The organism is Sinorhizobium sp. B11, assembly GCA_039725955.1.
GTDB lineage: Bacteria > Pseudomonadota > Alphaproteobacteria > Rhizobiales > Rhizobiaceae > Rhizobium.
Genome location: CP091034.1, coordinates 1,476,481 through 1,502,077 on the forward strand (window position 1 = coordinate 1,476,481; position 25,597 = coordinate 1,502,077).

General features: G+C 58.5%; 22 protein-coding genes and 3 tRNA genes. 22 read left to right on the forward strand and 3 right to left on the reverse strand.

Features of this window, described 5'->3' with window-relative positions:
* Window positions 1–144: 144 nt before the first annotated feature.
* Window positions 145–229: transfer RNA gene (locus LVY75_17080), tRNA-Tyr, on the forward strand.
* A gap of 25 nt (window positions 230–254) precedes the next feature.
* Window positions 255–328: transfer RNA gene (locus tag LVY75_17085), tRNA-Gly, on the forward strand.
* Between the two features lie 35 nt (window positions 329–363).
* On the opposite strand, the gene LVY75_17090 is transcribed toward LVY75_17085, so the two are convergent.
* Window positions 364–573 carry a hypothetical protein gene (locus LVY75_17090; GenBank protein XAZ24895.1) on the reverse strand — a complete coding sequence of 70 codons (210 nt, stop codon included), beginning with the start codon at window positions 571–573 and terminating at the stop codon, window positions 364–366.
* A gap of 387 nt (window positions 574–960) precedes the next feature.
* Between LVY75_17090 and tuf (LVY75_17095) the strand changes: the two genes are divergently transcribed.
* The 11 genes from tuf (LVY75_17095) to rpoC all read left to right on the forward strand — a co-directional run bounded on the left by tuf (LVY75_17095) (window position 961) and on the right by rpoC (window position 16,174).
* The gene (gene tuf / locus LVY75_17095) at window positions 961–2,136 is read left to right on the forward strand and encodes an elongation factor Tu (protein XAZ24896.1); all 1,176 of its coding nucleotides are present in this window, start codon (window positions 961–963) and stop codon (window positions 2,134–2,136) included.
* A gap of 509 nt (window positions 2,137–2,645) precedes the next feature.
* Window positions 2,646–3,539: an NAD(P)-dependent oxidoreductase gene (locus tag LVY75_17100; protein ID XAZ24897.1), complete on the forward strand. Its 894-nt coding sequence runs from the start codon at window positions 2,646–2,648 to the stop codon at window positions 3,537–3,539.
* Between the two features lie 214 nt (window positions 3,540–3,753).
* Window positions 3,754–3,829: transfer RNA gene (locus tag LVY75_17105), tRNA-Trp, on the forward strand.
* A gap of 191 nt (window positions 3,830–4,020) precedes the next feature.
* Complete coding sequence (gene secE / locus LVY75_17110; protein ID XAZ24898.1) at window positions 4,021–4,221, forward strand: preprotein translocase subunit SecE; 201 nt, start codon at window positions 4,021–4,023, stop codon at window positions 4,219–4,221.
* Between the two features lie 17 nt (window positions 4,222–4,238).
* Window positions 4,239–4,769 (forward strand): transcription termination/antitermination protein NusG, encoded by a 531-nt coding sequence (gene nusG / locus LVY75_17115; protein XAZ24899.1) that lies wholly within the window; start codon window positions 4,239–4,241, stop codon window positions 4,767–4,769.
* A gap of 176 nt (window positions 4,770–4,945) precedes the next feature.
* On the forward strand, window positions 4,946–5,377 hold the full coding sequence (gene rplK / locus LVY75_17120; protein ID XAZ24900.1) for a 50S ribosomal protein L11: 432 nt from the start codon (window positions 4,946–4,948) through the stop codon (window positions 5,375–5,377).
* Between the two features lie 4 nt (window positions 5,378–5,381).
* Window positions 5,382–6,086 (forward strand): 50S ribosomal protein L1, encoded by a 705-nt coding sequence (rplA, locus tag LVY75_17125; GenBank protein ID XAZ24901.1) that lies wholly within the window; start codon window positions 5,382–5,384, stop codon window positions 6,084–6,086.
* Between the two features lie 329 nt (window positions 6,087–6,415).
* Complete coding sequence (rplJ, locus tag LVY75_17130) at window positions 6,416–6,934, forward strand: 50S ribosomal protein L10 (GenBank protein ID XAZ24902.1); 519 nt, start codon at window positions 6,416–6,418, stop codon at window positions 6,932–6,934.
* Window positions 6,935–6,991: 57 nt separating this feature from the next.
* Window positions 6,992–7,372: a 50S ribosomal protein L7/L12 gene (gene rplL, locus LVY75_17135; protein XAZ24903.1), complete on the forward strand. Its 381-nt coding sequence runs from the start codon at window positions 6,992–6,994 to the stop codon at window positions 7,370–7,372.
* Between the two features lie 259 nt (window positions 7,373–7,631).
* Complete coding sequence (rpoB, locus tag LVY75_17140; GenBank protein ID XAZ24904.1) at window positions 7,632–11,774, forward strand: DNA-directed RNA polymerase subunit beta; 4,143 nt, start codon at window positions 7,632–7,634, stop codon at window positions 11,772–11,774.
* Window positions 11,775–11,962: 188 nt separating this feature from the next.
* On the forward strand, window positions 11,963–16,174 hold the full coding sequence (gene rpoC, locus LVY75_17145) for a DNA-directed RNA polymerase subunit beta' (GenBank protein XAZ24905.1): 4,212 nt from the start codon (window positions 11,963–11,965) through the stop codon (window positions 16,172–16,174).
* Window positions 16,175–16,350: 176 nt separating this feature from the next.
* Here rpoC and LVY75_17150 read toward each other — a convergent pair whose 3' ends face one another.
* Both LVY75_17150 and LVY75_17155 read right to left on the reverse strand, forming a co-directional pair.
* Window positions 16,351–17,061, reverse strand: a complete 711-nt coding sequence (locus LVY75_17150; GenBank protein ID XAZ24906.1) for a phosphatase PAP2 family protein — start codon at window positions 17,059–17,061, stop codon at window positions 16,351–16,353.
* A gap of 349 nt (window positions 17,062–17,410) precedes the next feature.
* A complete protein-coding gene (locus LVY75_17155) occupies window positions 17,411–17,704 on the reverse strand; it encodes a transcriptional regulator (GenBank protein XAZ24907.1) in 294 nt (97 codons plus the stop codon).
* Window positions 17,705–18,199: 495 nt separating this feature from the next.
* Here LVY75_17155 and rpsL point away from each other — a divergent pair, with 495 nt between their 5' ends.
* The 9 genes from rpsL (at window position 18,200) to rplB (ending at window position 25,582) form a co-directional block, all read left to right on the forward strand.
* Complete coding sequence (gene rpsL / locus LVY75_17160) at window positions 18,200–18,571, forward strand: 30S ribosomal protein S12 (GenBank protein ID XAZ24908.1); 372 nt, start codon at window positions 18,200–18,202, stop codon at window positions 18,569–18,571.
* 107 nt (window positions 18,572–18,678) lie between these two features.
* Window positions 18,679–19,149, forward strand: a complete 471-nt coding sequence (rpsG, locus tag LVY75_17165; protein XAZ24909.1) for a 30S ribosomal protein S7 — start codon at window positions 18,679–18,681, stop codon at window positions 19,147–19,149.
* A gap of 29 nt (window positions 19,150–19,178) precedes the next feature.
* A complete protein-coding gene (gene fusA, locus LVY75_17170; GenBank protein XAZ24910.1) occupies window positions 19,179–21,278 on the forward strand; it encodes an elongation factor G in 2,100 nt (699 codons plus the stop codon).
* Window positions 21,279–21,344: 66 nt separating this feature from the next.
* Window positions 21,345–22,520 (forward strand): elongation factor Tu, encoded by a 1,176-nt coding sequence (tuf, locus tag LVY75_17175; GenBank protein XAZ24911.1) that lies wholly within the window; start codon window positions 21,345–21,347, stop codon window positions 22,518–22,520.
* Window positions 22,521–22,826: 306 nt separating this feature from the next.
* On the forward strand, window positions 22,827–23,135 hold the full coding sequence (gene rpsJ / locus LVY75_17180; GenBank protein XAZ24912.1) for a 30S ribosomal protein S10: 309 nt from the start codon (window positions 22,827–22,829) through the stop codon (window positions 23,133–23,135).
* Window positions 23,136–23,168: 33 nt separating this feature from the next.
* On the forward strand, window positions 23,169–23,810 hold the full coding sequence (gene rplC, locus LVY75_17185) for a 50S ribosomal protein L3 (protein ID XAZ24913.1): 642 nt from the start codon (window positions 23,169–23,171) through the stop codon (window positions 23,808–23,810).
* A gap of 13 nt (window positions 23,811–23,823) precedes the next feature.
* Entirely contained in the window at window positions 23,824–24,444 is a 621-nt protein-coding gene (rplD, locus tag LVY75_17190) for a 50S ribosomal protein L4 (protein ID XAZ24914.1), read from the forward strand.
* The gene (locus tag LVY75_17195) at window positions 24,441–24,734 is read left to right on the forward strand and encodes a 50S ribosomal protein L23 (GenBank protein ID XAZ24915.1); all 294 of its coding nucleotides are present in this window, start codon (window positions 24,441–24,443) and stop codon (window positions 24,732–24,734) included. Before rplD ends, LVY75_17195 begins: the two co-directional genes overlap by 4 nt.
* An 11-nt stretch (window positions 24,735–24,745) precedes the next feature.
* Window positions 24,746–25,582, forward strand: coding sequence for a 50S ribosomal protein L2 (gene rplB / locus LVY75_17200; GenBank protein ID XAZ24916.1), 837 nt, complete (start codon window positions 24,746–24,748; stop codon window positions 25,580–25,582).
* The last annotated feature ends 15 nt before the right edge of the window (window positions 25,583–25,597 follow it).

Here is a 25,597-nt window from a genome sequence, read left to right on the forward strand (position 1 = left end):
ACAGGCGATGAAATTTTTCCTGTCTTTTCCATTGTCATCGTGTTGACAGACTGAAATCGTCCGGTCATATACGCGGCGCAGACGACGGGGCGGCAACGCTTCAACGTCTGACAAACTTGGTCTTCAAGATCCGGACGAAAAACTGGAGAGATGCCCGAGTGGTTAAAGGGGACGGACTGTAAATCCGTTGGCTCAGCCTACGTTGGTTCAAATCCAACTCTCTCCACCATTCGTCATTGGATCGGACCAACCCCGCGGGTATAGCTCAATGGTAGAGCAGCAGCCTTCCAAGCTGAATACGCGGGTTCGATTCCCGCTACCCGCTCCATCTTCTCCGATATCATCGCAGGATCGCGCCGGCTTTCAGAACTCGAAAACGAGGTTCATGAAATTGCCGATCATCCAGTAGCCGAGCACCCCTATGGCAATGCCGGCGATGAAGACCGACGACTGGCCCGTGTTCCTTTTGATGCTCGTGTTCGTATCCGTATCGTCGTCGTCACGCGGATAGCCGAACGCACGATGGTCTTCCGTGAATGCCGAATAGTGGTTGCTATAGCTCTCCGATTGCATTGAGTGTCCCTCCGTATATTAGAGGGATATCATGAAAGTTTTCCCGTTCCGTGAAATCAATTGGTAAAATGTAAGCTAATCTTGTTGGCAGGCATTGCGCCGCCGGTATTGAAAGGCATCCGGGCATCGCTCGCGGAAGCACCGGTCGGCACCTGCCTCAATAAAGCCGGAAGCGGCAATACCTCTCGATTTTGCCTTGGATTTCAGGCGTTTTCGGGAGAGTGCGGGCGAATCGCCTTGCGGGTTGCGAATTATCTCCCATATGCGCTGGCACGCCAAGAATGGCGTCTGCAATTAAGTCTTGCGCAATTTCGCCGAAAGCCTTAAACGGCGGCACTAAACCGGTTCGCCGGGGTCACCCATTTTACGTCCACAGGAAGCATTCAAATGGCAAAGAGTAAGTTTGAGCGCAACAAGCCGCACGTCAACATTGGCACGATCGGCCACGTTGACCACGGCAAGACGTCTCTGACGGCAGCGATCACGAAGTACTTCGGTGAGTTCAAGGCGTATGACCAGATCGACGCTGCGCCGGAAGAAAAGGCCCGCGGCATCACCATTTCGACGGCTCACGTCGAGTATGAGACGCCGAACCGTCACTATGCGCACGTCGACTGCCCCGGCCACGCCGACTATGTCAAGAACATGATCACGGGTGCTGCGCAGATGGACGGCGCGATCCTGGTCTGCTCTGCAGCTGACGGCCCGATGCCGCAGACGCGCGAGCACATCCTGCTCGCCCGCCAGGTTGGCGTTCCGGCGATCGTGGTGTTCCTGAACAAGGTCGACCAGGTTGACGACGCCGAGCTTCTCGAGCTCGTCGAGCTTGAAGTTCGCGAACTCCTGTCGTCCTACGACTTCCCGGGCGACGACATCCCGGTCGTCAAGGGTTCGGCTCTTGCTGCTCTTGAAGATTCTGACAAGAAGATCGGTGAAGACGCGATCCGCGAGCTGATGGCTGCGGTTGACGCCTACATCCCGACGCCTGAGCGTCCGATCGACCAGCCGTTCCTGATGCCGATCGAAGACGTGTTCTCGATCTCTGGCCGTGGTACGGTTGTGACCGGCCGCGTCGAGCGTGGTATCGTCAAGGTTGGTGAAGAAGTCGAGATCGTCGGCATTCGTCCGACCTCGAAGACGACGGTTACCGGCGTTGAAATGTTCCGCAAGCTGCTCGACCAGGGCCAGGCTGGCGACAACATCGGCGCTCTGGTTCGCGGTGTGAACCGTGACGGCGTCGAGCGTGGTCAGATCCTGTGCAAGCCGGGCTCTGTCAAGCCGCACAAGAAGTTCAAGGCAGAAGCCTACATCCTGACGAAGGAAGAAGGCGGCCGTCATACGCCGTTCTTCACGAACTACCGTCCGCAGTTCTACTTCCGCACGACGGACGTGACGGGCATCGTGACGCTTCCGGAAGGCACGGAAATGGTTATGCCTGGCGACAACGTCACGGTGGACGTCGAGCTGATCGTTCCGATCGCGATGGAAGAAAAGCTTCGCTTCGCTATCCGCGAAGGCGGCCGCACCGTCGGTGCAGGCATCGTGGCTTCCATCATCGAGTAATCGGAATTATCCCCGATTTTAGGAAAAACCCCGCTGGAAACGGCGGGGTTTTTTCGTTTTCCGGCATGCGGAAACGCTCATGAGATGTTGTAAAAATATCGTTAAGATGTCCCATAACAGTATTTTGTTCATCTAGCGTTCAGAAAGCGTTTTGCGTTCCGGCATTTTTAGTCCAGACTCCTCATTGTAGAGAGGAGAGTAGGATGATTCACAAGGCTACATTCGTTGCGACGATTTTCGCGATGTATGTTTTCACGATGTTTTTCATCGCTGCAATTCCGCAGGAAGTTGTTCAGGCAGCTGGCGTGCAGATAGACGAAATAAGCGTCGTTAAATAGTTGCGTAGCGAGCCGCCGGAGCGTCCGGCGGTGATTGAAATGGCAGGGCAGGCGCTTCCAGTTGGAAGCCCCTGGCCAGAGTAGGTTTGAACCTGCTGACGAGACGCTCGCTTGCTCTTCGCGCGGAAGAGTTTATCTATGCCTCCGATTTCATGACGCGGAGGATATTCCATGAAAAAGCGCATTCTCTTCACCGGCGGTTCGGGCAAGGCGGGACGTCATGCCGTGCCGTGGCTCGTCAATGCCGGATATGAGGTTCATAACGTCGATCTCGTGCCGCTCGAAAGCCCGGGTGTCACCAATCTCACTGCCGACATCACCGACAGTGGCCAGATGTTCAACGTGCTTTCCATGCACCGGGATTTTCCGGATCTGGACGCGGGCAAGGGTGTTCAGCCTTTCGACGCCGTTGTGCATTTCGCGGCAGTGCCGCGCATCCTTATCAAGCCTGATAACGAGACCTTCCGCATTAACACGATGGGCACGTATAATGTCATCGAGGCGGCCGTGAAGCTCGGTATCCGGAAGATCATCGTCGCATCGAGTGAGACGACCTACGGCGTCTGCTTCGCCGAAGGTCATCGCGATTTCCACCAGTTCCCGTTGGATGAGGACTATGATGTCAATCCGATGGATTCCTACGGCCTTTCCAAGGTCCTGAATGAGAAGACCGCGCGTGCTTTTGCCGAGCGGTCCGGCTTCGATATTTACGCGTTGCGCATCGGCAACGTCATCGAGCCGCATGAATACGAGAGGTTTCCGACCTATTTCGCCAATCCGGAAATGCGCAAGCGCATCGCCTGGAGCTATATCGATGCGCGCGATCTCGGACAGATCGTCCACCGCTGCATTGAGAAGGACGGATTGGGCTTCCAGGTCTTCAATGCCGCCAACGACACGGTCTCGGCCAATACGCCATCTCGAGAGCTCGCCAAGCGATTCTACCCGAATGTGCCGTTCACCCGTGAGATCGGCGAATATGAGGGCCTGCTTTCCAACCGGAAGATTCGCGAAGTGCTCGGCTTCAAGGAAGAGCACGACTGGCGGAAATACGTGAAAGTGTGAGTTTCACTGCAGAAAGACCCGCGGCCGGACGCGTTCGATTTCGCGTCCGGTCGTCAAATGTGCTGCTGCAGGGGACTTCTTTCGATTGCCTACGGAGAATGATTCCGAAAATCGAAAATCGCTCTTGCATATCCCGAGCCGCCGCCTTAAAGGGAGCGCCATGCTTTTCACCGGCTCATGATCGCAAGGTCAACAGGCTGAATGCAAAGCGTAAAGGGGTATAGCTCAGTTGGTAGAGCGGCGGTCTCCAAAACCGCAGGTCGGGGGTTCGAGCCCCTCTGCCCCTGCCATTTTCCTTGAACGGACAGCGCGGACGTCTCGCAGCGTTCCGGCGAGGATTGAGCATATGGCGACAAATTTCGTTAAACATCAGTTTCCCTCTTGTGTATCGGGAAATCGATGTTTATTTAGGGTTCAACAGACACGCGGTGCGTGGGGCTGATAGTTTCAGCTTTACGCGCCGTAATTGCGTGGGCAGTCGATGGCATCCAAATCCAATCCATTCGCGTTTCTGCAGCAGGTTCGCACGGAGACGTCTAAAGTTACATGGCCGTCGCGCCGCGAGACGATGATCTCGACGGTTATGGTGCTGTTTATGGTTGTTTTTGCTGCGCTGTTTTTCTTTGCCGCGGACCAGCTGATTGGCTGGGCGCTGAGCTTCGTGCTCAATACCGGCAACTGATACGGGTGGAGATGAAAATGGCGGCACGTTGGTACATCGTCCACGCATATTCCAATTTTGAAAAGAAGGTGGCTGAGGACATCGAGAACAAGGCTCGCCAGAAGGGGCTTGAGCACCTGTTCGAGAAGATTCTCGTGCCGACCGAAAAGGTGGTGGAAGTGCGTCGCGGCCGCAAGGTCGATTCCGAGCGCAAGTTCTTCCCGGGCTATGTCATGGTTCGCGCCAACCTGACGGATGAGGCCTATCACCTGATCAAGAATACGCCGAAGGTCACGGGCTTTCTTGGCTCTGACAACAAGCCGGTTCCGATTCCGGATTCTGAGGCCGATCGCATCCTCGGTCAGGTTCAGGAAGGTGTCGAACGGCCGAAGGCTTCCGTTACCTTCGAGATCGGCGAGCAGGTTCGTGTATCTGACGGTCCGTTCGCCTCGTTCAACGGGACGGTTCAGGATGTGGACGAAGAGCGTTCGCGCCTGAAGGTGGAAGTGTCGATCTTCGGTCGCGCGACCCCGGTCGAACTGGAATACGCTCAGGTCGAGAAGGTCTGATTTTTTGAGATCGAGGCTCAGTCGCTTGCGGCTGATCCTCGTGCGGCAAATGCCGCATCGCGTGGAAGGTGAGGGGTCTTAGCCGGGCCTCAAGGATCCGAACCACGCAACCGCAGCCGCCGGAGCGATCCGGCATCAGGGCCGGGTGACCGGCCATCAGTGAAAGGCAGAGAGATATGGCTAAGAAAGTTGCAGGCCAGCTCAAGCTGCAGGTCAAGGCAGGATCGGCAAACCCGTCCCCGCCAATCGGCCCGGCACTTGGTCAGCGAGGCATTAACATCATGGAATTCTGCAAGTCGTTCAACGCGGCTACGCAGGAAATGGAAAAGGGTATGCCGATCCCGGTCGTCATCACCTATTACCAGGACAAGTCGTTCACCTTCGTCATGAAGCAGCCGCCGGTCAGCTACTGGCTGAAGAAGGAAGCGAAGATCCAGTCCGGTTCCAAGACCCCGGGCAAGGGCGCAAAGGCTGGTACCCTCACCAAGGCTCAGATCAAGACGATCGCCGAAGCCAAGATGAAGGACCTGAACGCAGCAGATATCGAAGGTGCAATGGCGATGATCGAGGGCTCTGCCCGCGCCATGGGCCTGGAAGTGGTGGGTTAAGACCATGGCAGGCAAGCGCACTCAGAAGATCAATGAAGGTGTTGATCCGACCAAGCTCTACGCTCTGACGACCGCCATCGGCATGGTCAAGGAACGTGCTGTCGCAAAGTTCGATGAAACCATCGAAGTTTCGATGAACCTCGGCGTTGACCCGCGTCACGCAGACCAGATGGTCCGCGGCGTCGTCAACCTGCCGAACGGCACCGGCCGTACGGTTCGCGTTGCTGTTTTTGCTCGTGGCGTCAAGGCTGATGAAGCCAAGGCTGCCGGCGCAGACGTCGTTGGCGCAGAAGAGCTCGTTGAAATCGTCCAGGGCGGCAAGATCGATTTCGATCGTTGCATCGCAACCCCGGACATGATGCCGCTCGTCGGCCGCCTCGGTAAGGTTCTCGGCCCGCGTGGCATGATGCCGAACCCGAAGGTTGGCACGGTTACGATGGATGTCGCTGGTGCCGTCAAGGCTTCCAAGGGCGGCGCTGTCGAGTTCCGCGTCGAGAAGGCTGGTATCGTTCACGCCGGCATCGGCAAGGCGTCTTTCGATGCCAAGGCTCTGGAAGAAAACATCCGTGCCTTCGCTGACGCCGTCATCAAGGCAAAGCCGGCTGGCGCCAAGGGCAACTACGTCAAGCGCGTAGCGCTCTCCTCGACCATGGGTCCGGGCGTCAAGATCGAAGTTGGCTCGGTCACCGCAGCGGTTACCGCTGCTTAAGTTTCATCGGGCTTCGGCCCGATAACAAGAATTCCGGCCTCGTGAAGGGGCCGGAATATTCCGGAGAAATCCGGAATCCTGTCCGAGATTGCAGGTGGTTTTCCCTTAATCACTGTTGCCTGCATGAGACGGGTAAGACCCGAATTGCATGAAGTTATGCTTCTAGGAAATCGGTTCGAGCCTTGGATGCCTTGTGCCTCCTTTGCCTTTAGTGGCGCGGAGCGCGAGGGGACAGGATCCTCAAGCGTCGCTTGGGATCTATTCTGATCCCAGGAGGCAAAGGCAACCCGGTGGGTCCGTTCAACGGTCCCGCCAACTGGAGATAGGCAGTGGAAAGAGCGGAAAAGCGCGAATTCGTCACGGAACTGAACGATGTCTTCAAGGCATCGGGCTCGGTTGTCGTGGCCCACTATGCTGGTGCTACAGTCGCACAGATGAACGATTTTCGTTCGAAGATGCGCGCTGCTGGCGGCACCGTCAAAGTCGCGAAGAACCGCCTGGCCAAAATTGCCCTTCAGGGTACGGAAGCGGAAGGGATCTCCGATCTCTTCAAAGGTCAGACCCTCATTGCTTACAGCAATGATCCGATCACCGCTCCGAAGGTCGTCATGGATTTCGCCAAGACCAACGACAAGATCGTTGTTCTCGGTGGCGCCATGGGAACAACCACGCTCAATGCTGAAGCTGTCAAGTCGCTTGCGACCCTGCCTTCGCTCGATGAGCTGCGTGCGAAGCTGCTGGGCATGATCCAGACACCGGCTACCCGCATCGCTGGGGTTGTTGCAGCACCGGCAAGCCAGCTTGCCCGCGTGTTCGCGGCCTACGCCAAGAAGGACGAAGCCGCTTAAGGCGGTTTTTCGCTGTACAAACTCAACAGTTCGAACCGAACAAAAGGAACTAGAAAAATGGCTGATCTCGCAAAGATCGTTGATGACCTCTCCTCGCTGACCGTCCTGGAAGCCGCTGAGCTTTCCAAGCTGCTCGAAGAAAAGTGGGGCGTTTCCGCCGCTGCTCCGGTAGCTGTTGCTGCCGCTGCTGGTGGTGCAGGTGCTGCTGCTCCGGTCGAAGAAGAAAAGACCGAGTTCGACGTCATCCTCACGGATGCCGGCGCCAACAAGATCAACGTCATCAAGGAAGTCCGCGCCATCACCGGTCTCGGCCTCAAGGAAGCCAAGGACCTCGTCGAAGGCGCTCCGAAGGCTGTCAAGGAAGGCGTTTCCAAGGCTGAAGCTGCTGACATTAAGAAGAAGCTTGAAGACGCTGGCGCAAAGGCTGACGTCAAGTAATCTTGAACTGCTTTTGGGAGGCGGTGTTTGCCGTCTCCCATTTGCTGTTTTTTTGAACGAATTACCCAAAAGCCGCGTGAAAACGGCTTTTGGGTAATGGGTTCTTCAAGAGCATGGTCTCGAACCGAGGCACCAAGGCAATCCGGCCTGGCTGTTTCGGGAGGTGGGACGAGGTTGAACTACTCATTGGTTGACGGGATCGACTGGCCATCGGTTCCCGTCCGTTGCAGGCCCGGATGCAATTTTTGAAGGAGCGACGATGGCTCAGACCCTTTCGTTCAATGGTCGCAGGCGCGTACGCAAGTTTTTTGGTAAAATCCCCGAAGTCGCAGAAATGCCGAACCTCATCGAGGTTCAGAAGGCGTCCTACGACCAGTTTCTGATGGTTGAAGAGCCCAAGGGCGGTCGTCCCGACGAAGGCCTCCAGGCTGTCTTCAAGTCTGTTTTCCCGATCACCGATTTCTCCGGCGCTTCCATGCTGGAGTTCGTGTCCTATGAATTCGAGCCGCCGAAGTTCGACGTTGATGAATGCCGCCAGCGCGACCTGACCTATGCTGCGCCGCTGAAGGTTACTCTCCGTCTCATCGTGTTCGATATCGACGAGGATACGGGCGCGAAGTCGATCAAGGACATCAAGGAACAGTCCGTTTACATGGGCGACATGCCGCTCATGACGAACAACGGTACGTTCATCGTGAACGGCACCGAACGCGTGATCGTGTCCCAGATGCACCGCTCGCCGGGCGTCTTCTTCGACCACGACAAGGGCAAGAGCCATTCTTCCGGCAAGCTGCTCTTTGCTGCCCGCGTCATTCCGTACCGCGGTTCCTGGCTCGATATCGAATTCGACGCCAAGGACATCGTCTATGCCCGTATCGACCGCCGCCGCAAGATTCCGGTGACGTCGCTGCTGATGGCCCTCGGCATGGACGGCGAGGAAATCCTCGACACCTTCTACACGAAGTCGCTCTACAAGCGCGACGGCGAAGGCTGGCGCATTCCCTTCAAGCCGGAAACGCTGAAGGGTGCAAAGGCGATCACCGAGATGGTCGACGCCGATACCGGCGAAGTCGTTGTCGAAGCCGGCAAGAAGCTGACCCCGCGTCTGCTCCGCCAGCTCTCCGACAAGGGCCTGAAGGCTCTGAAGGCGACTGACGACGACCTCTATGGCAACTACCTTGCCGAAGACATCGTCAACTACTCGACGGGTGAGATCTATCTCGAAGCCGGCGACGAAATCGACGAGAAGACGCTTGGCATCATCCTCGCCAACCACTTCGACGAGATCCCGGTTCTCGGCATCGACCACATCAATGTCGGCGCCTACATCCGCAACACGCTGACCGCAGACAAGAACGAGAACCGTCAGGACGCTCTGTTCGACATCTACCGCGTCATGCGTCCGGGTGAACCGCCGACCATGGATTCGGCCGAAGCCATGTTCAACTCGCTGTTCTTCGATGCGGAGCGTTATGATCTCTCCGCCGTCGGCCGCGTGAAGATGAACATGCGTCTTGACCTTAGCGTCGAAGACACCGTTCGCATCCTGCGCAAGGACGACATCCTGGCCGTGGTCAAGATGCTTGTCGAACTGCGCGACGGCAAGGGCGAGATCGACGACATCGACAACCTCGGCAACCGCCGCGTCCGCTCGGTCGGCGAGCTGATGGAGAACCAGTACCGTCTCGGCCTGCTTCGCATGGAGCGCGCGATCAAGGAACGTATGTCCTCGATCGAAATCGACACGGTCATGCCGCAGGATCTGATCAACGCCAAGCCGGCTGCTGCAGCCGTCCGCGAATTCTTCGGTTCCTCGCAGCTCTCGCAGTTCATGGACCAGGTCAACCCGCTTTCGGAAATCACCCACAAGCGCCGTCTCTCGGCTCTTGGCCCGGGCGGTCTGACCCGCGAACGCGCCGGCTTCGAAGTCCGCGACGTTCATCCGACGCACTACGGCCGCATTTGCCCGATCGAAACGCCGGAAGGCCCGAACATCGGTCTCATCAACTCGCTGGCGACCTTTGCGCGCGTCAACAAGTACGGTTTCATCGAAAGCCCGTACCGTCGTATCGTCGATGGCAAGGTCACGACTGACGTACTTTACCTCTCCGCCATGGAAGAGGCGAAGTACTACGTTGCCCAGGCCAACGCCGAACTGACGTCGGACGGCTCATTCGTCGACGAATTCGTCGTCTGCCGTCACGCTGGCGAAGTTATGCTTGCCCCGCGCGACAGCATGAACCTGATGGACGTTTCGCCGAAGCAGGTCGTTTCGGTCGCAGCCGCTCTCATTCCGTTCCTGGAAAACGACGACGCCAACCGCGCTCTCATGGGCTCGAACATGCAGCGTCAGGCCGTTCCGCTTCTGCGCGCTGAAGCGCCGTTCGTCGGTACCGGCATGGAACCGGTCGTCGCCCGCGACTCCGGTGCTGCCATCGGCGCACGCCGCGGCGGTGTGGTCGACCAGGTCGACGCGACGCGTATCGTTATCCGCGCCACCGAAGACCTCGAGGCCGGCAAGTCCGGCGTCGATATCTACCGCCTGCAGAAGTTCCAGCGTTCGAACCAGAACACCTGCGTCAACCAGCGTCCGCTGGTCACCGTCGGTGACGAGGTCAACCGCGGCGACATTCTCGCCGACGGTCCGTCGACGGATCTGGGCGATCTGGCTCTCGGCCGCAACGCGCTCGTCGCGTTCATGCCCTGGAACGGCTACAACTACGAAGACTCGATCCTGCTCTCCGAGCGTATCGTTGCCGACGACGTGTTCACCTCCATCCACATCGAAGAATTCGAAGTGATGGCGCGTGACACCAAGCTTGGTCCGGAAGAAATCACGCGCGATATCCCGAACGTTTCGGAAGAAGCGCTGAAGAACCTCGACGAAGCCGGTATCGTCTACATCGGTGCCGAAGTTCAGCCGGGCGATATCCTCGTCGGCAAGATCACGCCGAAGGGCGAAAGCCCGATGACGCCGGAAGAGAAGCTCCTGCGCGCCATCTTCGGCGAAAAGGCATCCGACGTGCGCGACACGTCCATGCGCATGCCGCCCGGCACCTACGGCACGATCGTCGAAGTGCGCGTCTTCAATCGCCACGGCGTTGAGAAGGACGAGCGCGCGATGGCAATCGAGCGCGAAGAGATCGAGCGTCTGGCAAAGGACCGCGACGACGAGCAGGCGATCCTCGACCGTAACGTCTACGGCCGTCTGATCGACATGCTGCGCGGCCAGTCCTCCATTGCAGGTCCGAAGGGCTTCAAGAAGGGCACCGAGCTGTCGAACGCCGTCGTCTCCGAATATCCCCGCTCGCAGTGGTGGATGTTCGCCGTCGAGGACGAAAAGGTCCAGAGCGAACTCGAAGCACTCCGCGGCCAGTACGACGAATCCAAGTCGCGCCTTGAACAGCGCTTCATGGACAAGGTCGAAAAGGTCCAGCGCGGCGATGAAATGCCTCCTGGTGTCATGAAGATGGTCAAGGTCTTCGTCGCTGTGAAGCGCAAGATCCAGCCGGGCGACAAGATGGCCGGCCGTCACGGCAACAAGGGTGTCGTTTCGCGCATCGTGCCTGTCGAAGACATGCCGTTCCTCGAAGACGGCACGCATGTTGACGTCGTTCTGAACCCGCTTGGCGTGCCCTCGCGCATGAACGTCGGCCAGATTCTCGAGACGCACCTTGGCTGGGCTTGCGCCGGCATGGGTCGTCAGATCGGCGAGATGCTGGAGGCCTACAAGGCCGGCGGCAACATCGAGCCGCTTCGCAAGACGATCGGCGATGTTGTCGGTGACGGTCCGAAGGCCGAACAGGTCAAGGATTTCGACGATGAATCGGTCCTGCGTCTTGCCGACCAATGGAAGCGTGGCGTGTCCATCGCGACCCCGGTCTTCGACGGCGCGAACGAAGAGAACGTCAATGAGATGCTGCGTCTGGCAGGTCTCAAGGATACTGGTCAGTCGACGCTGTACGACGGTCGTACCGGCGAGCAGTTCGACCGCCAGGTTACGGTTGGCTACATCTACATGCTGAAGCTCAACCACCTGGTCGACGACAAGATCCATGCTCGTTCGATTGGTCCGTACTCGCTCGTCACCCAGCAGCCGCTGGGCGGTAAGGCGCAGTTCGGTGGCCAGCGCTTCGGCGAAATGGAAGTCTGGGCGCTCGAAGCTTACGGCGCAGCCTATACGCTGCAGGAAATGCTGACGGTGAAGTCGGACGACGTTGCCGGCCGCACCAAGGTTTACGAAGCGATCGTCCGTGGTGACGACACCTTCGAGGCAGGCATTCCGGAAAGCTTCAACGTTCTCGTCAAGGAAATGCGCTCGCTGGGTCTCTCGGTCGAGCTCGAAAATTCCAAGGTCGAGGACCTGCAGGGCGCAAGCCAGCTGCCGGATGCTGCCGAGTAACCACTTGATAGGGTGTGCGCCTTAATAGGGCGCACACCGTTCCCGCCGTGGCCCCGTAACGTGTTGGCCGGGCAGGGACGCTTTCGCCGCATTTTGCGGTTATTGTCGTTTAAGCGATGGCGCGGCTCCCGGGAATTCGCCGCCAACCTCGCAAGCTAAGGGCGCTTTCGCCCATGAAGGAGACAGGCATGAACCAAGAGGTCATGAATCTTTTCAATCCGCAGGTGCCTGCACAGAATTTCGATTCCATCCGGATTTCGATCGCCTCTCCGGAGAAGATTCTTTCCTGGTCCTACGGTGAGATCAAGAAGCCGGAAACCATCAACTACCGCACGTTCAAGCCGGAACGCGACGGGCTCTTCTGCGCGCGCATCTTCGGGCCGATCAAGGACTACGAATGCCTGTGCGGTAAGTACAAGCGCATGAAGTACAAGGGCATCATCTGCGAAAAGTGCGGCGTCGAAGTCACGCTGTCGCGCGTTCGCCGTGAGCGCATGGGCCATATCGAGCTCGCCGCTCCTGTTGCCCACATCTGGTTCCTGAAGTCGCTGCCGAGCCGCATCTCCACGCTGCTCGACATGACGCTGAAGGATGTCGAGCGCGTTCTCTACTTCGAAAACTACATCGTCACCGAGCCGGGTCTTACTGCCCTGAAGGAGCATCAGCTCCTTTCGGAAGAAGAATACATGCTCGCGGTTGACGAATACGGTGAAGACCAGTTCACGGCCATGATCGGTGCTGAAGCCATCTATGAGATGCTGGCATCGATGAACCTCGAAAAGATCGCTGGCGATCTGCGCTCCGAGCTTGCCGACACCACGTCGGATCTCAAGCAGAAGAAGCTGATGAAGCGCCTGAAGATCGTCGAGAACTTCATGGAATCCGGCAACCGTCCGGAATGGATGATCATGAAGGTCGTCCCGGTCATCCCGCCGGACCTGCGCCCGCTGGTTCCGCTCGATGGCGGCCGTTTCGCGACGTCGGATCTGAACGATCTGTACCGCCGCGTCATCAACCGTAACAACCGTCTGAAGCGCCTGATCGAACTGCGCGCTCCGGGCATCATCATCCGCAACGAAAAGCGCATGCTGCAGGAATCTGTCGATGCGCTCTTCGATAACGGCCGCCGCGGCCGCGTCATCACCGGCGCCAACAAGCGTCCGCTGAAGTCGCTGTCCGACATGCTCAAGGGCAAGCAGGGCCGCTTCCGTCAGAACCTGCTCGGCAAGCGCGTCGACTATTCCGGCCGTTCGGTCATCGTGACCGGTCCGGAACTGAAGCTGCACCAGTGCGGTCTTCCGAAGAAGATGGCGCTCGAGCTCTTCAAGCCGTTCATCTACGCCCGCCTCGACGCCAAGGGTTATTCCTCGACCGTCAAGCAGGCCAAGAAGCTGGTCGAAAAGGAAAAGCCGGAAGTCTGGGATATCCTCGACGAGGTCATCCGCGAGCATCCGGTTCTGCTGAACCGCGCACCGACGCTGCACCGCCTGGGTATCCAGGCCTTCGAACCTACCCTGGTCGAAGGCAAGGCCATCCAGCTGCACCCGCTCGTCTGCACGGCCTTCAACGCCGACTTCGACGGTGACCAGATGGCCGTTCACGTGCCGCTGTCGCTCGAAGCCCAGCTCGAAGCCCGCGTTCTGATGATGTCGACGAACAACATCCTGCACCCGGCAAACGGTGCACCGATCATCGTTCCGTCGCAGGACATGGTTCTCGGCCTCTACTACCTGTCGATCATGAACCAGAACGAGCCGGGCGAAGGCATGGCCTTCTCCGATCTCGGCGAGCTGCACCACGCCCTCGAAACCAAGGTCGTGACGCTGCACACCAAGATCCGCGGCCGCTTCAAGTCGATCGGCGAGGACGGCAAGCCGTACTCGAAGATCTATGAAACGACGCCGGGCCGCCTGCTCATCGGTGAACTCCTGCCGAAGAACGGCAAGGTGACCTTTGATATCTGCAACCAGGAAATGACCAAGAAGAACATCTCCAGGATGATCGACGCGGTCTACCGTCATTGCGGCCAGAAGGACACGGTCATTTTCTGTGACCGCATCATGCAGCTCGGCTTCAGCCACGCCTGCCGCGCCGGCATTTCGTTCGGCAAGGACGACATGGTCATCCCGGACACCAAGGCCAAGATTGTTAACGACACCGAAAACCTGGTGAAGGAATACGAGCAGCAGTACAACGACGGTCTCATTACCCAGGGCGAAAAGTACAACAAGGTTGTCGACGCCTGGGGTAAGGCCACCGAAAAGGTCGCCGAAGAGATGATGGCCCGCATTAAGGCTGTCGAGTTCGATCCGGCGACCGGTCGTCAGAAGCCGATGAACTCGATCTACATGATGTCACACTCGGGCGCCCGCGGTTCTCCGAACCAGATGCGTCAGCTGGGCGGCATGCGCGGCCTCATGGCCAAGCCGTCGGGTGAAATCATCGAGACGCCGATCATCTCGAACTTCAAGGAAGGCCTGACCGTCAACGAGTACTTCAACTCGACGCACGGCGCCCGTAAGGGTCTGGCAGACACCGCCTTGAAGACTGCAAACTCCGGTTACCTGACCCGTCGTCTCGTCGACGTCGCGCAGGATTGCATCGTCACGCACGTCGATTGCGGTACCGAAACTGGCCTCACCATGACCGCCATCGTCGATGCCGGTCAGGTCGTTGCTTCGCTCGGCGCCCGCATCCTCGGCCGTACGGCTCTCGATCACATCGACCATCCGATCACCGGCGAGCGCATCGTCGATGCCGGCAAGATGATCCTCGAGCCTGATGTCGTCGAGATCGAGAAGGCTGGTATCCAGTCGATCCGCATCCGTTCGGCCCTGACCTGCGAAATCCAGACGGGCGTCTGCTCTGTTTGCTACGGCCGCGACCTTGCTCGCGGTACGCCTGTTAACATGGGCGAAGCCGTCGGCGTCATCGCCGCTCAGTCGATCGGTGAACCGGGCACGCAGCTCACCATGCGTACGTTCCACCTTGGTGGCACGGCAACCGTGGTCGACCAGTCGTTCCTGGAAGCTTCGTACGAAGGTACGGTGCAGATCAAGAACCGCAACATCCTGCGCAACTCCGATGGCAATCTGGTTGCCATGGGCCGCAACATGACCGTTCAGATCCTGGACGAGCGTGGCGTGGAACGCTCCTCGCAGCGTGTTGCCTACGGTTCGAAGCTGCATGTCGACGAAGGCGACAAGGTCAAGCGCGGTCAGCGTCTGGCAGAGTGGGACCCCTACACCCGTCCGATGATGACGGAAGTGGCCGGTACCGTTCAGTTCGAAGACGTCGTCGATGGTCTCTCTGTTCTCGAAGCGACCGACGAATCCACCGGTATCACCAAGCGTCAGGTTATCGACTGGCGTTCGACCCCGCGTGGTTCGGACCTGAAGCCGGCCATTGTCATCAAGGATGCCAGCGGCAATGTCGCAAAGCTCTCCCGTGGTGGCGAAGCCCGCTTCCTGCTTTCGGTCGACGCGATCCTGTCGGTCGAGCCGGGCACGAAGGTCTCCCAGGGTGACGTTCTTGCTCGTTCGCCGCTGGAAAGCGCCAAGACCAAGGACATCACCGGTGGTCTGCCGCGTGTCGCAGAACTGTTCGAAGCCCGTCGTCCGAAGGATCACGCCATCATCGCTGAGATCGATGGTACGATCCGCCTCGGCCGCGACTACAAGAACAAGCGTCGCGTCATCATCGAGCCGGCAGAAGACGGTGTCGAGCCTGTCGAGTACCTGATCCCGAAGGGCAAGCCCTTCCACCTTCAGGAAGGCGACTATATCGAAAAGGGTGACTACATCCTCGACGGTAACCCGGCTCCGCACGACATCCTGGCGATCAAGGGCGTGGAAGCCTTGGCTTCCTACCTCGTCAACGAGATCCAGGAAGTCTATCGTCTGCAGGGCGTTGTCATCAACGACAAGCATATCGAAGTGATTGTCCGTCAGATGCTGCAGAAGGTGGAAATCACCGATGCAGGCGACTCGACCTATATCGTCGGCGACAACGTCGACCGTATCGAGCTCGAGGACGTCAACGACCAGCTCATCGAGGAAGGCAAGAAGCCTGCCAGCGGCGATCCGGTTCTGCTCGGCATCACCAAGGCATCGCTGCAGACCCCGTCCTTCATCTCGGCCGCGTCCTTCCAGGAAACGACCAAGGTGCTGACGGAAGCTGCGATCGCCGGCAAGACCGACGGCCTCCAGGGTCTGAAGGAAAACGTCATCGTCGGCCGCCTGATCCCGGCCGGTACCGGTGGCACCATGACCCAGATCCGCCGCATCGCGACGGCTCGCGACGACCTGATCCTGGAAGAGCGCCGCAAGGGCACCGGGGCAGGGGTGGCAACGCCGATGCTGCAGGACCTCGCGAACGAAAGCGCTCCTGCTGCCGAGTAATCGTCAGTTCGAGACATCCAGAATAAAAGCCGCCCGGAGAAATCCGGGCGGCTTTTCTTTGTCGGGAGTTCGGTCCATGAGTTATCGGGAACGGTTCCACGCCGGGAGGTTCACGGCAGCAAATGACAAAGACGCCGGAAACGACCCGGCGGCTTCTCCGAAATTATCGCTAAAGCTTAGAGGCCGAGCGCGCTGCGCAGCTCGGTCTTGGCCGCTTCATATTCGGCCTTGTAGTCGTCGTGCTGCATGATCGTCTGGGCGATCACGATGCCGGAAATCCGGCCGGCTTCGATATCGGTCGGGTAATGGATGCCGCCGACGACGCGGTTCCAGCCATACTCCCAGGCACGGGCCATGATCGCATCCTTCTTTTCCGGAACCATGTCGGAGAGCACGACACCCATCAGCGTGCCGACTGTGGTGTGGCCGGACGGATAGGAGCCGGACTTGGAAAGCGGAACGACCGGCTTGACGAGTTCAGGATAGAGCAGGTGCGGACGCGTGCGCTTCCACACATCCTTGGCCGGATCGACGACAGCGGCTTCAGTTTCGACGACGCGGTCGAAGAAAGCGGAGAACTTCGGCAGGTTTTCCTTGGTGAACTTCGGATTGTTGATCACGTCGGAATAGCGCCAGACATTTTCTTCGGCGTCGGCAACGGCGCGATCGACCATCGCCGGCGTGCGTGTGACCTGAATGGTCAGGATCTCGCCGACCTCTTCCTTGGTCTTGGGCGAGTCATTGGCCGGCGGGGGCGGTAGGAGGTCAATGAGATTGACTTCCTTGGCATCGGTGAAAGGCTTTGCCTTGTCTTCGGCAAAAACCGGCGATGCGATCGTGACAGCAAACGCAAGGCCGAGCGCGACGAATTTCGAGATATTCCGCATGGTAACTCCTTTGGGGCAATGATTACAATCAGGCTCTAGCCAATGATTGTTTTGTTCGCGTGACACTTCGCATGGCCTCTGCGATGTCGGCTGGCCGAGAGATGGATTGTCAGCGACCACCTCAAATGGAAGTCGATATCTACGGTTGCCGGAAAATGCCCGAACGCGGACAGAGCGCTGCGGCGGTGTATATTTTGAGGTGCGCAGAAGGATGGATGTTGAACTTGTTGGGCCGGTGGCGAGGGTATCGCGGGAGCCCGCCACGCTCATTGATATCGGCCAGCGGAAAGGCGAGGGCGGGAGGATTAGGCCCGCGCCGGCGCGCAGGCTCTATTCTTTATATATGGGCTTAGCTGAAGCGGATGATCGAAACTTCGCCGTCCAGGGCACCCTGATAGGCAGAAGCATGCGGCTCTTCGGAGGGGACTTCGGTCAGCATGCCGATCTGGTCGAGATCGGCCTCGATGAAGCCTTCCTCGGCGAGCGCGTTCAGAGCCTCGCGCACGGCGCTATCGTCATCGGCGGCCTTCAGCATGACGTGCAGGTCTACGCCCTCGCTCGTGTCGGATTCGTAGCCCTTGCCGATGATGATGAAGATCATCGGTCCGTCGAAATTGTTGTCGTTGTCCGGTGTACCGATCATCTTTTGTCCTTCGGCTCTCTAAGAATCGCAATATGCAGGTCCCATATAAGGGCTTGATGTCTGCAAATATTGATTCCTATCTGTTTTTGCGGCAATGCCCAAGTTTATCTTGGGTGACATCCTTAATCGACCTGAAGACCCTCGAAACAGGGCGTTTACCGGGCTTTTCAAGCCATTGAGCCGGAGATTATTTCTTAACCGGCCTTGACGAACTGGGTGGAAACCAGTAGTACGCCCGCCATCAGATCCAATGTGAGGTTTGGCTGTTCGGGGCGACGCGCTCTGAAGATCGCCTCAAACAAGGTTCTAAACGCACGTTGAAGTCATGATGCTGCACGCATGACGCATCTTTTTTGCGTCCTCTGCTCTATGTGGTCCATCTGCGGAAGCGGATCGGGCCATATTTTGCGCATTGAGGGAAATATGTGTGGCAATGCCGGAAACGGCGAAGTTCGAGCCCGCAAGGGTACTGAGACAAACGTAAGGGATGGTTGAATGCCTACCGTAAACCAGCTGATCCGCAAGCCTCGCCAGGCGAACGTAAAGCGTAACAAGGTTCCCGCTCTTCAGGAGAACCCGCAGAAGCGCGGCGTTTGCACCCGCGTCTACACCACGACGCCGAAGAAGCCGAACTCGGCTCTGCGTAAGGTTGCAAAGATCCGCCTCACCAACGGCTTCGAAGTCATTGGTTACATCCCCGGTGAAGGTCATAACCTTCAGGAACACTCTGTCGTCATGATCCGTGGCGGCCGCGTAAAGGACCTTCCGGGTGTCCGTTATCACATCATCCGCGGCGTTCTCGATACCCAGGGTGTCAAGAACCGCAAGCAGCGCCGTTCCAAGTACGGTGCGAAGCGTCCGAAGTAATTTCGCCCCGGGCGATACCGCCCGGAAAGGCTTGAAAGTGAAATCCCCGGCGCTGCGCGAAGTCCTCCGCGTGGTAGAGCGCCTTAACAGTTAAAGAGACGAGAAGTATGTCCAGACGCCATAAAGCAGAAAAGCGCGAGATCAATCCGGACCCGAAGTTCGGTGATCTCGTTGTTACGAAGTTCATGAATGCCATCATGCTGGACGGCAAGAAGTCCGTCGCCGAAAGCATCGTCTATGGCGCGTTTGACTCCGTACAGGGCAAGTCGAAGCAGGAGCCGCTGACGGTTTTCCATTCCGCGCTTGACAACATTGCTCCGCACGTTGAAGTCCGTTCGCGCCGCGTCGGTGGTGCGACCTACCAGGTTCCGGTCGATGTTCGTCCGGAGCGCCGCCAGGCTCTTGCTATCCGCTGGCTGATCGCTGCTGCTCGCAAGCGCAACGAGACCACCATGATCGATCGTCTTTCGGGCGAACTTCTCGACGCATCCAACAACCGCGGTTCCGCGGTCAAGAAGCGCGAAGACACGCACAAGATGGCTGATGCCAACCGCGCGTTCTCGCATTATCGCTGGTAATCCCGAACGATATCGAAAGGCAGTCCATAATGGCTCGCGAATATAAGATCGAAGACTACCGCAATTTCGGTATCATGGCGCACATCGACGCCGGCAAGACCACGACCACCGAGCGTATCCTTTATTACACCGGCAAGTCGCACAAGATCGGTGAAGTCCACGATGGCGCAGCCACGATGGACTGGATGGAGCAGGAGCAGGAACGCGGCATCACGATCACCTCCGCCGCGACCACGACCTTCTGGAAGGGTCGTGACGGCAAGATGCGCCGCTTCAACATCATCGACACCCCCGGCCACGTCGACTTCACCATCGAAGTCGAGCGTTCGCTGCGCGTTCTCGACGGCGCCATTGCGCTGCTCGACGCCAACGCCGGTGTTGAACCGCAGACGGAAACCGTCTGGCGTCAGGCCGAGAAGTACAACGTTCCGCGCATGATCTTCTGCAACAAGATGGACAAGACCGGCGCGGACTTCTACCGCTCGGTCGAGATGATCAAGACTCGTCTGGGTGCGATCGCTGTCGTCATGCAGCTGCCGATCGGCGCTGAAAGCGACTTCAAGGGCGTTATCGACCTGGTCGAGATGAACGCTCTCATCTGGCGCGACGAATCGCTCGGCGCCCAGTGGGACGTCGTTGAGATCCCGGAAGACATGAAGGCCAAGGCTGAAGAATATCGCGAAAAGCTGATCGAGACCGTTGTCGAGATCGACGAAGCCGCGATGGAAGCCTATCTCGAAGGCAACATGCCCGACAACGACAAGATCCGCGAACTCGTTCGTCGCGGCACGATCGACGTCAAGTTCCACCCGATGTTCTGCGGCACTGCCTTCAAGAACAAGGGCGTTCAGCCGCTGCTCGACGCCGTTGTCGACTACCTGCCGTCGCCGCTCGACATTCCGGCGATCAAGGGTATCGACTTCAAGACGGAAGCCGAAATCGAGCGTCATGCAGACGATGCCGAGCCGCTTTCCATGCTCGCGTTCAAGATCATGAACGACCCCTTCGTCGGTTCGCTCACCTTCGCCCGCATCTATTCCGGCAAGCTCGAAAAGGGTTCGTCGGTCATGAACACGGTCAAGGACAAGCGCGAGCGCGTCGGGCGCATGCTGCAGATGCACTCCAACTCGCGTGAAGACATCGAAGAAGCCTTTGCCGGCGACATCGTTGCTCTCGCAGGTCTCAAGGAAACCACGACTGGCGATACGCTCTGCGACCCGCTGAAGCCGGTTATCCTCGAGCGCATGGAGTTCCCGGAGCCTGTCATCCAGATCGCTATCGAGCCGAAGTCCAAGGGCGACCAGGAAAAGATGGGCCTCGCGCTCAACCGTCTGGCTGCAGAAGATCCGTCCTTCCGCGTGAAGACGGACCAGGAATCCGGTCAGACGATCATTGCCGGCATGGGCGAACTGCATCTCGACATCATCGTCGACCGCATGCGCCGTGAGTTCAAGGTTGAAGCAAACGTCGGTGCGCCGCAGGTTGCTTACCGCGAAACCATCACGCGCCAGCACGAAGAAGATTACACGCACAAGAAGCAGTCCGGTGGTACCGGCCAGTTCGCGCGCGTCAAGATCGTCTTCGAACCGAACCCGGACGGCGAAGACTTCAAATTCGAATCCAAGATCGTCGGCGGTGCTGTTCCGAAGGAATACATCCCGGGCGTTCAGAAGGGTATCGAAAGCGTTCTGTCTTCCGGCCCGCTGGCTGGCTTCCCGATGCTGGGCGTCAAGGCGACCCTCATCGATGGCGCCTTCCACGACGTTGACTCCTCGGTCCTGGCGTTCGAAATCGCTTCCCGCGCTTGCTTCCGTGAAGCAGCAAAGAAGGCCGGCGCTCAGCTCCTCGAGCCGATGATGAAGGTCGAAGTTGTTACCCCGGAAGATTACGTCGGCGACGTTATCGGTGACCTCAACTCCCGTCGTGGTCAGATCCAGGGTCAGGAAAGCCGCGGTGTGGCCGTTGTCATCAACGCCAACGTCCCGCTGGCCAACATGTTCAAGTACGTCGATAACCTGCGCTCCATGTCGCAGGGCCGTGCTCAGTACACGATGACCTTCGATCACTACTCACCGGTCCCGTCGAACGTCGCAACCGAAATCCAGGCAAAGTATTCCGGTCAGAAGTGACCGGAATACCAATTGACCGATAACAAGAATTAGCGCCCCTCGGGGCCAAAGAATGGAGAGCCGAAAATGGCAAAGAGTAAGTTTGAGCGCAACAAGCCGCACGTCAACATTGGCACGATCGGCCACGTTGACCACGGCAAGACGTCTCTGACGGCAGCGATCACGAAGTACTTCGGTGAGTTCAAGGCGTATGACCAGATCGACGCTGCGCCGGAAGAAAAGGCCCGCGGCATCACCATTTCGACGGCTCACGTCGAGTATGAGACGCCGAACCGTCACTATGCGCACGTCGACTGCCCCGGCCACGCCGACTATGTCAAGAACATGATCACGGGTGCTGCGCAGATGGACGGCGCGATCCTGGTCTGCTCTGCAGCTGACGGCCCGATGCCGCAGACGCGCGAGCACATCCTGCTCGCCCGCCAGGTTGGCGTTCCGGCGATCGTGGTGTTCCTGAACAAGGTCGACCAGGTTGACGACGCCGAGCTTCTCGAGCTCGTCGAGCTTGAAGTTCGCGAACTCCTGTCGTCCTACGACTTCCCGGGCGACGACATCCCGGTCGTCAAGGGTTCGGCTCTTGCTGCTCTTGAAGATTCTGACAAGAAGATCGGTGAAGACGCGATCCGCGAGCTGATGGCTGCGGTTGACGCCTACATCCCGACGCCTGAGCGTCCGATCGACCAGCCGTTCCTGATGCCGATCGAAGACGTGTTCTCGATCTCTGGCCGTGGTACGGTTGTGACCGGCCGCGTCGAGCGTGGTATCGTCAAGGTTGGTGAAGAAGTCGAGATCGTCGGCATTCGTCCGACCTCGAAGACGACGGTTACCGGCGTTGAAATGTTCCGCAAGCTGCTCGACCAGGGCCAGGCTGGCGACAACATCGGCGCTCTGGTTCGCGGTGTGAACCGTGACGGCGTCGAGCGTGGTCAGATCCTGTGCAAGCCGGGCTCTGTCAAGCCGCACAAGAAGTTCAAGGCAGAAGCCTACATCCTGACGAAGGAAGAAGGCGGCCGTCATACGCCGTTCTTCACGAACTACCGTCCGCAGTTCTACTTCCGCACGACGGACGTGACGGGCATCGTGACGCTTCCGGAAGGCACGGAAATGGTTATGCCTGGCGACAACGTCACGGTGGACGTCGAGCTGATCGTTCCGATCGCGATGGAAGAAAAGCTTCGCTTCGCTATCCGCGAAGGCGGCCGCACCGTCGGTGCAGGCATCGTGGCTTCCATCATCGAGTAATTCATTCGGCTGCTCCGGTGGGGCAGCCGATTCGATGACATTATTATGATGCAGGCGGCGCAAGCCGCTTGCTTATTACACAGAAATGTTGCAAATGGCGCGCGAGCGCGATTTGCGTAACGCTTTGGATGACGAAGCGGCGACTAAACAAACAATAAGGTGGGTCAAAAGGCCCTGAAGAGTGGATAGGGGTGCCGTAACAGGCGTCTCTCTCGATCTTTGAAACCGGTGGTCCGCCTTAGGAAGAAAGAAAAACCCGTGTCTTGTCCAAAGACATGCGGAAAACAAACACAAGGATAACGTCGAATGAACGGCCAAAATATCCGCATTCGCCTGAAGGCGTTCGATCACCGGATTCTCGATGCTTCCACGCGCGAGATCGTGTCGACGGCGAAGCGCACCGGTGCTAGCGTCCGGGGCCCCGTTCCGCTTCCGACCCGCATCGAGAAGTTTACGGTCAACCGGTCCCCGCACATCGACAAGAAGAGCCGCGAACAGTTCGAGATGCGCACGCATAAGCGCCTGCTCGACATCGTAGACCCGACCCCGCAGACGGTAGACGCGCTGATGAAGCTCGATCTCGCCGCCGGTGTCGATGTTGAGATCAAGCTCTGAGCTTGCTCGAGCTGAGTTGGAAGGATTGAACCGATGCGTTCAGGTGTGATTGCACAGAAGGTGGGAATGACCCGCGTCTACAACGACGCCGGCGAGCATGTCCCTGTAACGGTACTGCGTATGGATGGCTGCCAGGTTGTGGCCCAGCGGACCGTAGAAAAGAATGGCTATACCGCGCTTCAGCTCGGTGCTGGCCAGGCCAAGGTAAAGAACACGTCCAAGGCTATGCGCGGCAACTTCGCCGTCGCTAATGTCGAGCCCAAGGCCAAGCTGCAGGAATTCCGTGTTTCGGAAGACAACCTGCTCGACATTGGCACCGAGCTCAAGGCCGGTCACTTTGCTGCTGGTCAGCTCGTCGATGTCACTGGCACGACGATTGGTAAGGGCTTTGCCGGCGCCATGAAGCGCCACGGCTTCGGCGGTCTTCGCGCTACGCACGGTGTGTCCGTTTCGCACCGTTCGCACGGCTCGACGGGTTCGCGCCAGGATCCGGGCAAGGTTTTCAAGAACAAGAAGATGGCTGGTCACATGGGCCAGACGCGCGTGACGACGCAGAACCTTGAAGTCGTTTCGACCGACGAAGATCGCGGTCTGATCCTGATCAAGGGTGCAGTACCCGGTTCCAAGGGTGCCTGGATCATCGTGCGCGACGCCGTCAAGTCGGCAGCGAAGTAAGGGAGCCAGACCAATGGAATTGAACGTCAAGACCCTCGAGGGAAAAGACGCTGGGAAGGTTTCCCTTTCGGAAGCGATTTTCGGCCTTGAGCCCCGCGAAGATATTCTCGCCCGCGTTATCCGCTGGCAGCTTGCCAAGAAGCAGCAGGGCACGCACCAGGCAAAAGGCCGCGCAGACGTCTGGCGCACCGGCGCCAAGATGTACAAGCAGAAGGGTACGGGCCGCGCTCGTCACCATTCGGCTCGTGCTCCGCAGTTCCGCGGCGGTGGTAAGGCTCATGGCCCGGTTGCTCGCAGCCACGAACACGACCTTCCCAAGAAGGTTCGTGCGCTCGGCCTGCGTCATGCGCTGTCCGCCAAGATCAAGGCAGATGAACTGATCATCATCGATGATCTGGTCGCCAACGAAGCAAAGACGAAGGCTCTGGCCGGCGTATTCGCAACGCTGGGCCTCACCAACGCCCTCTTCATCGGCGGCGCCGAGCTCGACGGTAACTTCAAGCTCGCTGCACAGAACATTCCGAACATCGATGTTCTGCCGATCCAGGGCATCAACGTTTACGACATCGTCCGCCGCGGCAAGCTCGTGCTTTCCAAGGCTGCCGTTGAAGCGCTAGAGGAGCGATTCAAGTGACCGATCTCCGCCACTACGATGTGATCGTTTCTCCTGCGATCACCGAAAAGTCCACGCTGGTATCGGAAAACAACCAGGTTGTTTTCAATGTCGCCAAGAAGGCGACGAAGCCGGAAATCAAGGCTGCAGTCGAGGCGCTCTTCGGCGTCAAGGTTACCGCCGTCAACACTCTGCTGCGCAAGGGCAAGACCCGCCGTTTCCGCGGTTTTGTCGGCAAGCAGCAGGACGTGAAGAAGGCTGTCGTGACGTTGGCTGAAGGCCAGACGATCGACGTCTCCACCGGTCTCTGAGGATTAATAAAATGGCATTGAAAACATTCAATCCGACGACCCCGAGCCAGCGCCAGCTGGTCATCGTCGACCGTTCTGGCCTCTACAAGGGCAAGCCGGTCAAGGCGCTGACGGAAGGTCTGACCAAGAGCGGCGGTCGTAACAACCTCGGCCGCATCACAGCCCGCTTCATCGGCGGCGGTCACAAGCGCAGCTACCGTCTGGTGGACTTCAAGCGTCGCAAGTTCGACGTTGAAGGCACCGTCGAACGTATCGAATACGATCCGAACCGTACGGCGTTCATCGCGCTCGTAACCTACACCGACGGCGAACAGGCCTACATCATCGCTCCGCAGCGCCTTGCTGCCGGCGACAAGGTCATCGCTTCGGAAAAGGCTGTCGACGTCAAGCCCGGCAACACGATGCCGCTGCAGTACATCCCGGTCGGCTCCATCATTCACAATGTGGAAATGAAGCCGGGCAAGGGCGGTCAGATCGCTCGCTCCGCCGGTTCCTACGCGCAGCTCGTCGGCCGCGACCAGGGCATGGCGATCCTTCGCCTGAACTCTGGCGAACAGCGCCTCGTGCACGGCGTCTGCCTTGCTTCGATTGGTGCCGTGTCCAACCCGGACCACGCCAACATCAACGACGGCAAGGCCGGTCGTACCGTTTGGCGCGGTAAGCGTCCGCATAACCGCGGTGTCGTCATGAACCCGGTCGACCATCCGCACGGCGGTGGTGAAGGCCGCACCTCTGGTGGTCGTCACCCGGTTTCTCCGTGGGGCAAGCCGACCAAGGGCAAGCGCACTCGGTCGAACAAGTCGACCGATAAGATGATCATGCGCTCGCGTCATCAGCGTAAGAAGTAAGAGAGGAAGTCTCCA

Excerpts from the sequence above, each read along its gene's own strand:
- rpoC (XAZ24905.1), top strand. The coding sequence starts at position 11,963 with ATGAACCAAGAGGTCATGAATCTTTTCAATCCGCAGGTGCCTGCACAG.
- rplC (XAZ24913.1), top strand. The coding sequence starts at position 23,169 with ATGCGTTCAGGTGTGATTGCACAGAAGGTGGGAATGACCCGCGTCTAC.
- LVY75_17090 (XAZ24895.1), bottom strand. The coding sequence starts at position 573 with ATGCAATCGGAGAGCTATAGCAACCACTATTCGGCATTCACGGAAGAC.
- nusG (XAZ24899.1), top strand. The coding sequence starts at position 4,239 with ATGGCGGCACGTTGGTACATCGTCCACGCATATTCCAATTTTGAAAAG.
- LVY75_17100 (XAZ24897.1), top strand. The coding sequence starts at position 2,646 with ATGAAAAAGCGCATTCTCTTCACCGGCGGTTCGGGCAAGGCGGGACGT.
- rpsL (XAZ24908.1), top strand. The coding sequence starts at position 18,200 with ATGCCTACCGTAAACCAGCTGATCCGCAAGCCTCGCCAGGCGAACGTA.
- rpsJ (XAZ24912.1), top strand. The coding sequence starts at position 22,827 with ATGAACGGCCAAAATATCCGCATTCGCCTGAAGGCGTTCGATCACCGG.
- LVY75_17150 (XAZ24906.1), bottom strand. The coding sequence starts at position 17,061 with ATGCGGAATATCTCGAAATTCGTCGCGCTCGGCCTTGCGTTTGCTGTC.
- rplD (XAZ24914.1), top strand. The coding sequence starts at position 23,824 with ATGGAATTGAACGTCAAGACCCTCGAGGGAAAAGACGCTGGGAAGGTT.
- rpoB (XAZ24904.1), top strand. The coding sequence starts at position 7,632 with ATGGCTCAGACCCTTTCGTTCAATGGTCGCAGGCGCGTACGCAAGTTT.
- fusA (XAZ24910.1), top strand. The coding sequence starts at position 19,179 with ATGGCTCGCGAATATAAGATCGAAGACTACCGCAATTTCGGTATCATG.
- rplA (XAZ24901.1), top strand. The coding sequence starts at position 5,382 with ATGGCAGGCAAGCGCACTCAGAAGATCAATGAAGGTGTTGATCCGACC.
- tuf (XAZ24896.1), top strand. The coding sequence starts at position 961 with ATGGCAAAGAGTAAGTTTGAGCGCAACAAGCCGCACGTCAACATTGGC.
- rplL (XAZ24903.1), top strand. The coding sequence starts at position 6,992 with ATGGCTGATCTCGCAAAGATCGTTGATGACCTCTCCTCGCTGACCGTC.
- LVY75_17155 (XAZ24907.1), bottom strand. The coding sequence starts at position 17,704 with ATGATCGGTACACCGGACAACGACAACAATTTCGACGGACCGATGATC.
- rplK (XAZ24900.1), top strand. The coding sequence starts at position 4,946 with ATGGCTAAGAAAGTTGCAGGCCAGCTCAAGCTGCAGGTCAAGGCAGGA.
- tuf (XAZ24911.1), top strand. The coding sequence starts at position 21,345 with ATGGCAAAGAGTAAGTTTGAGCGCAACAAGCCGCACGTCAACATTGGC.
- secE (XAZ24898.1), top strand. The coding sequence starts at position 4,021 with ATGGCATCCAAATCCAATCCATTCGCGTTTCTGCAGCAGGTTCGCACG.
- rplB (XAZ24916.1), top strand. The coding sequence starts at position 24,746 with ATGGCATTGAAAACATTCAATCCGACGACCCCGAGCCAGCGCCAGCTG.
- rpsG (XAZ24909.1), top strand. The coding sequence starts at position 18,679 with ATGTCCAGACGCCATAAAGCAGAAAAGCGCGAGATCAATCCGGACCCG.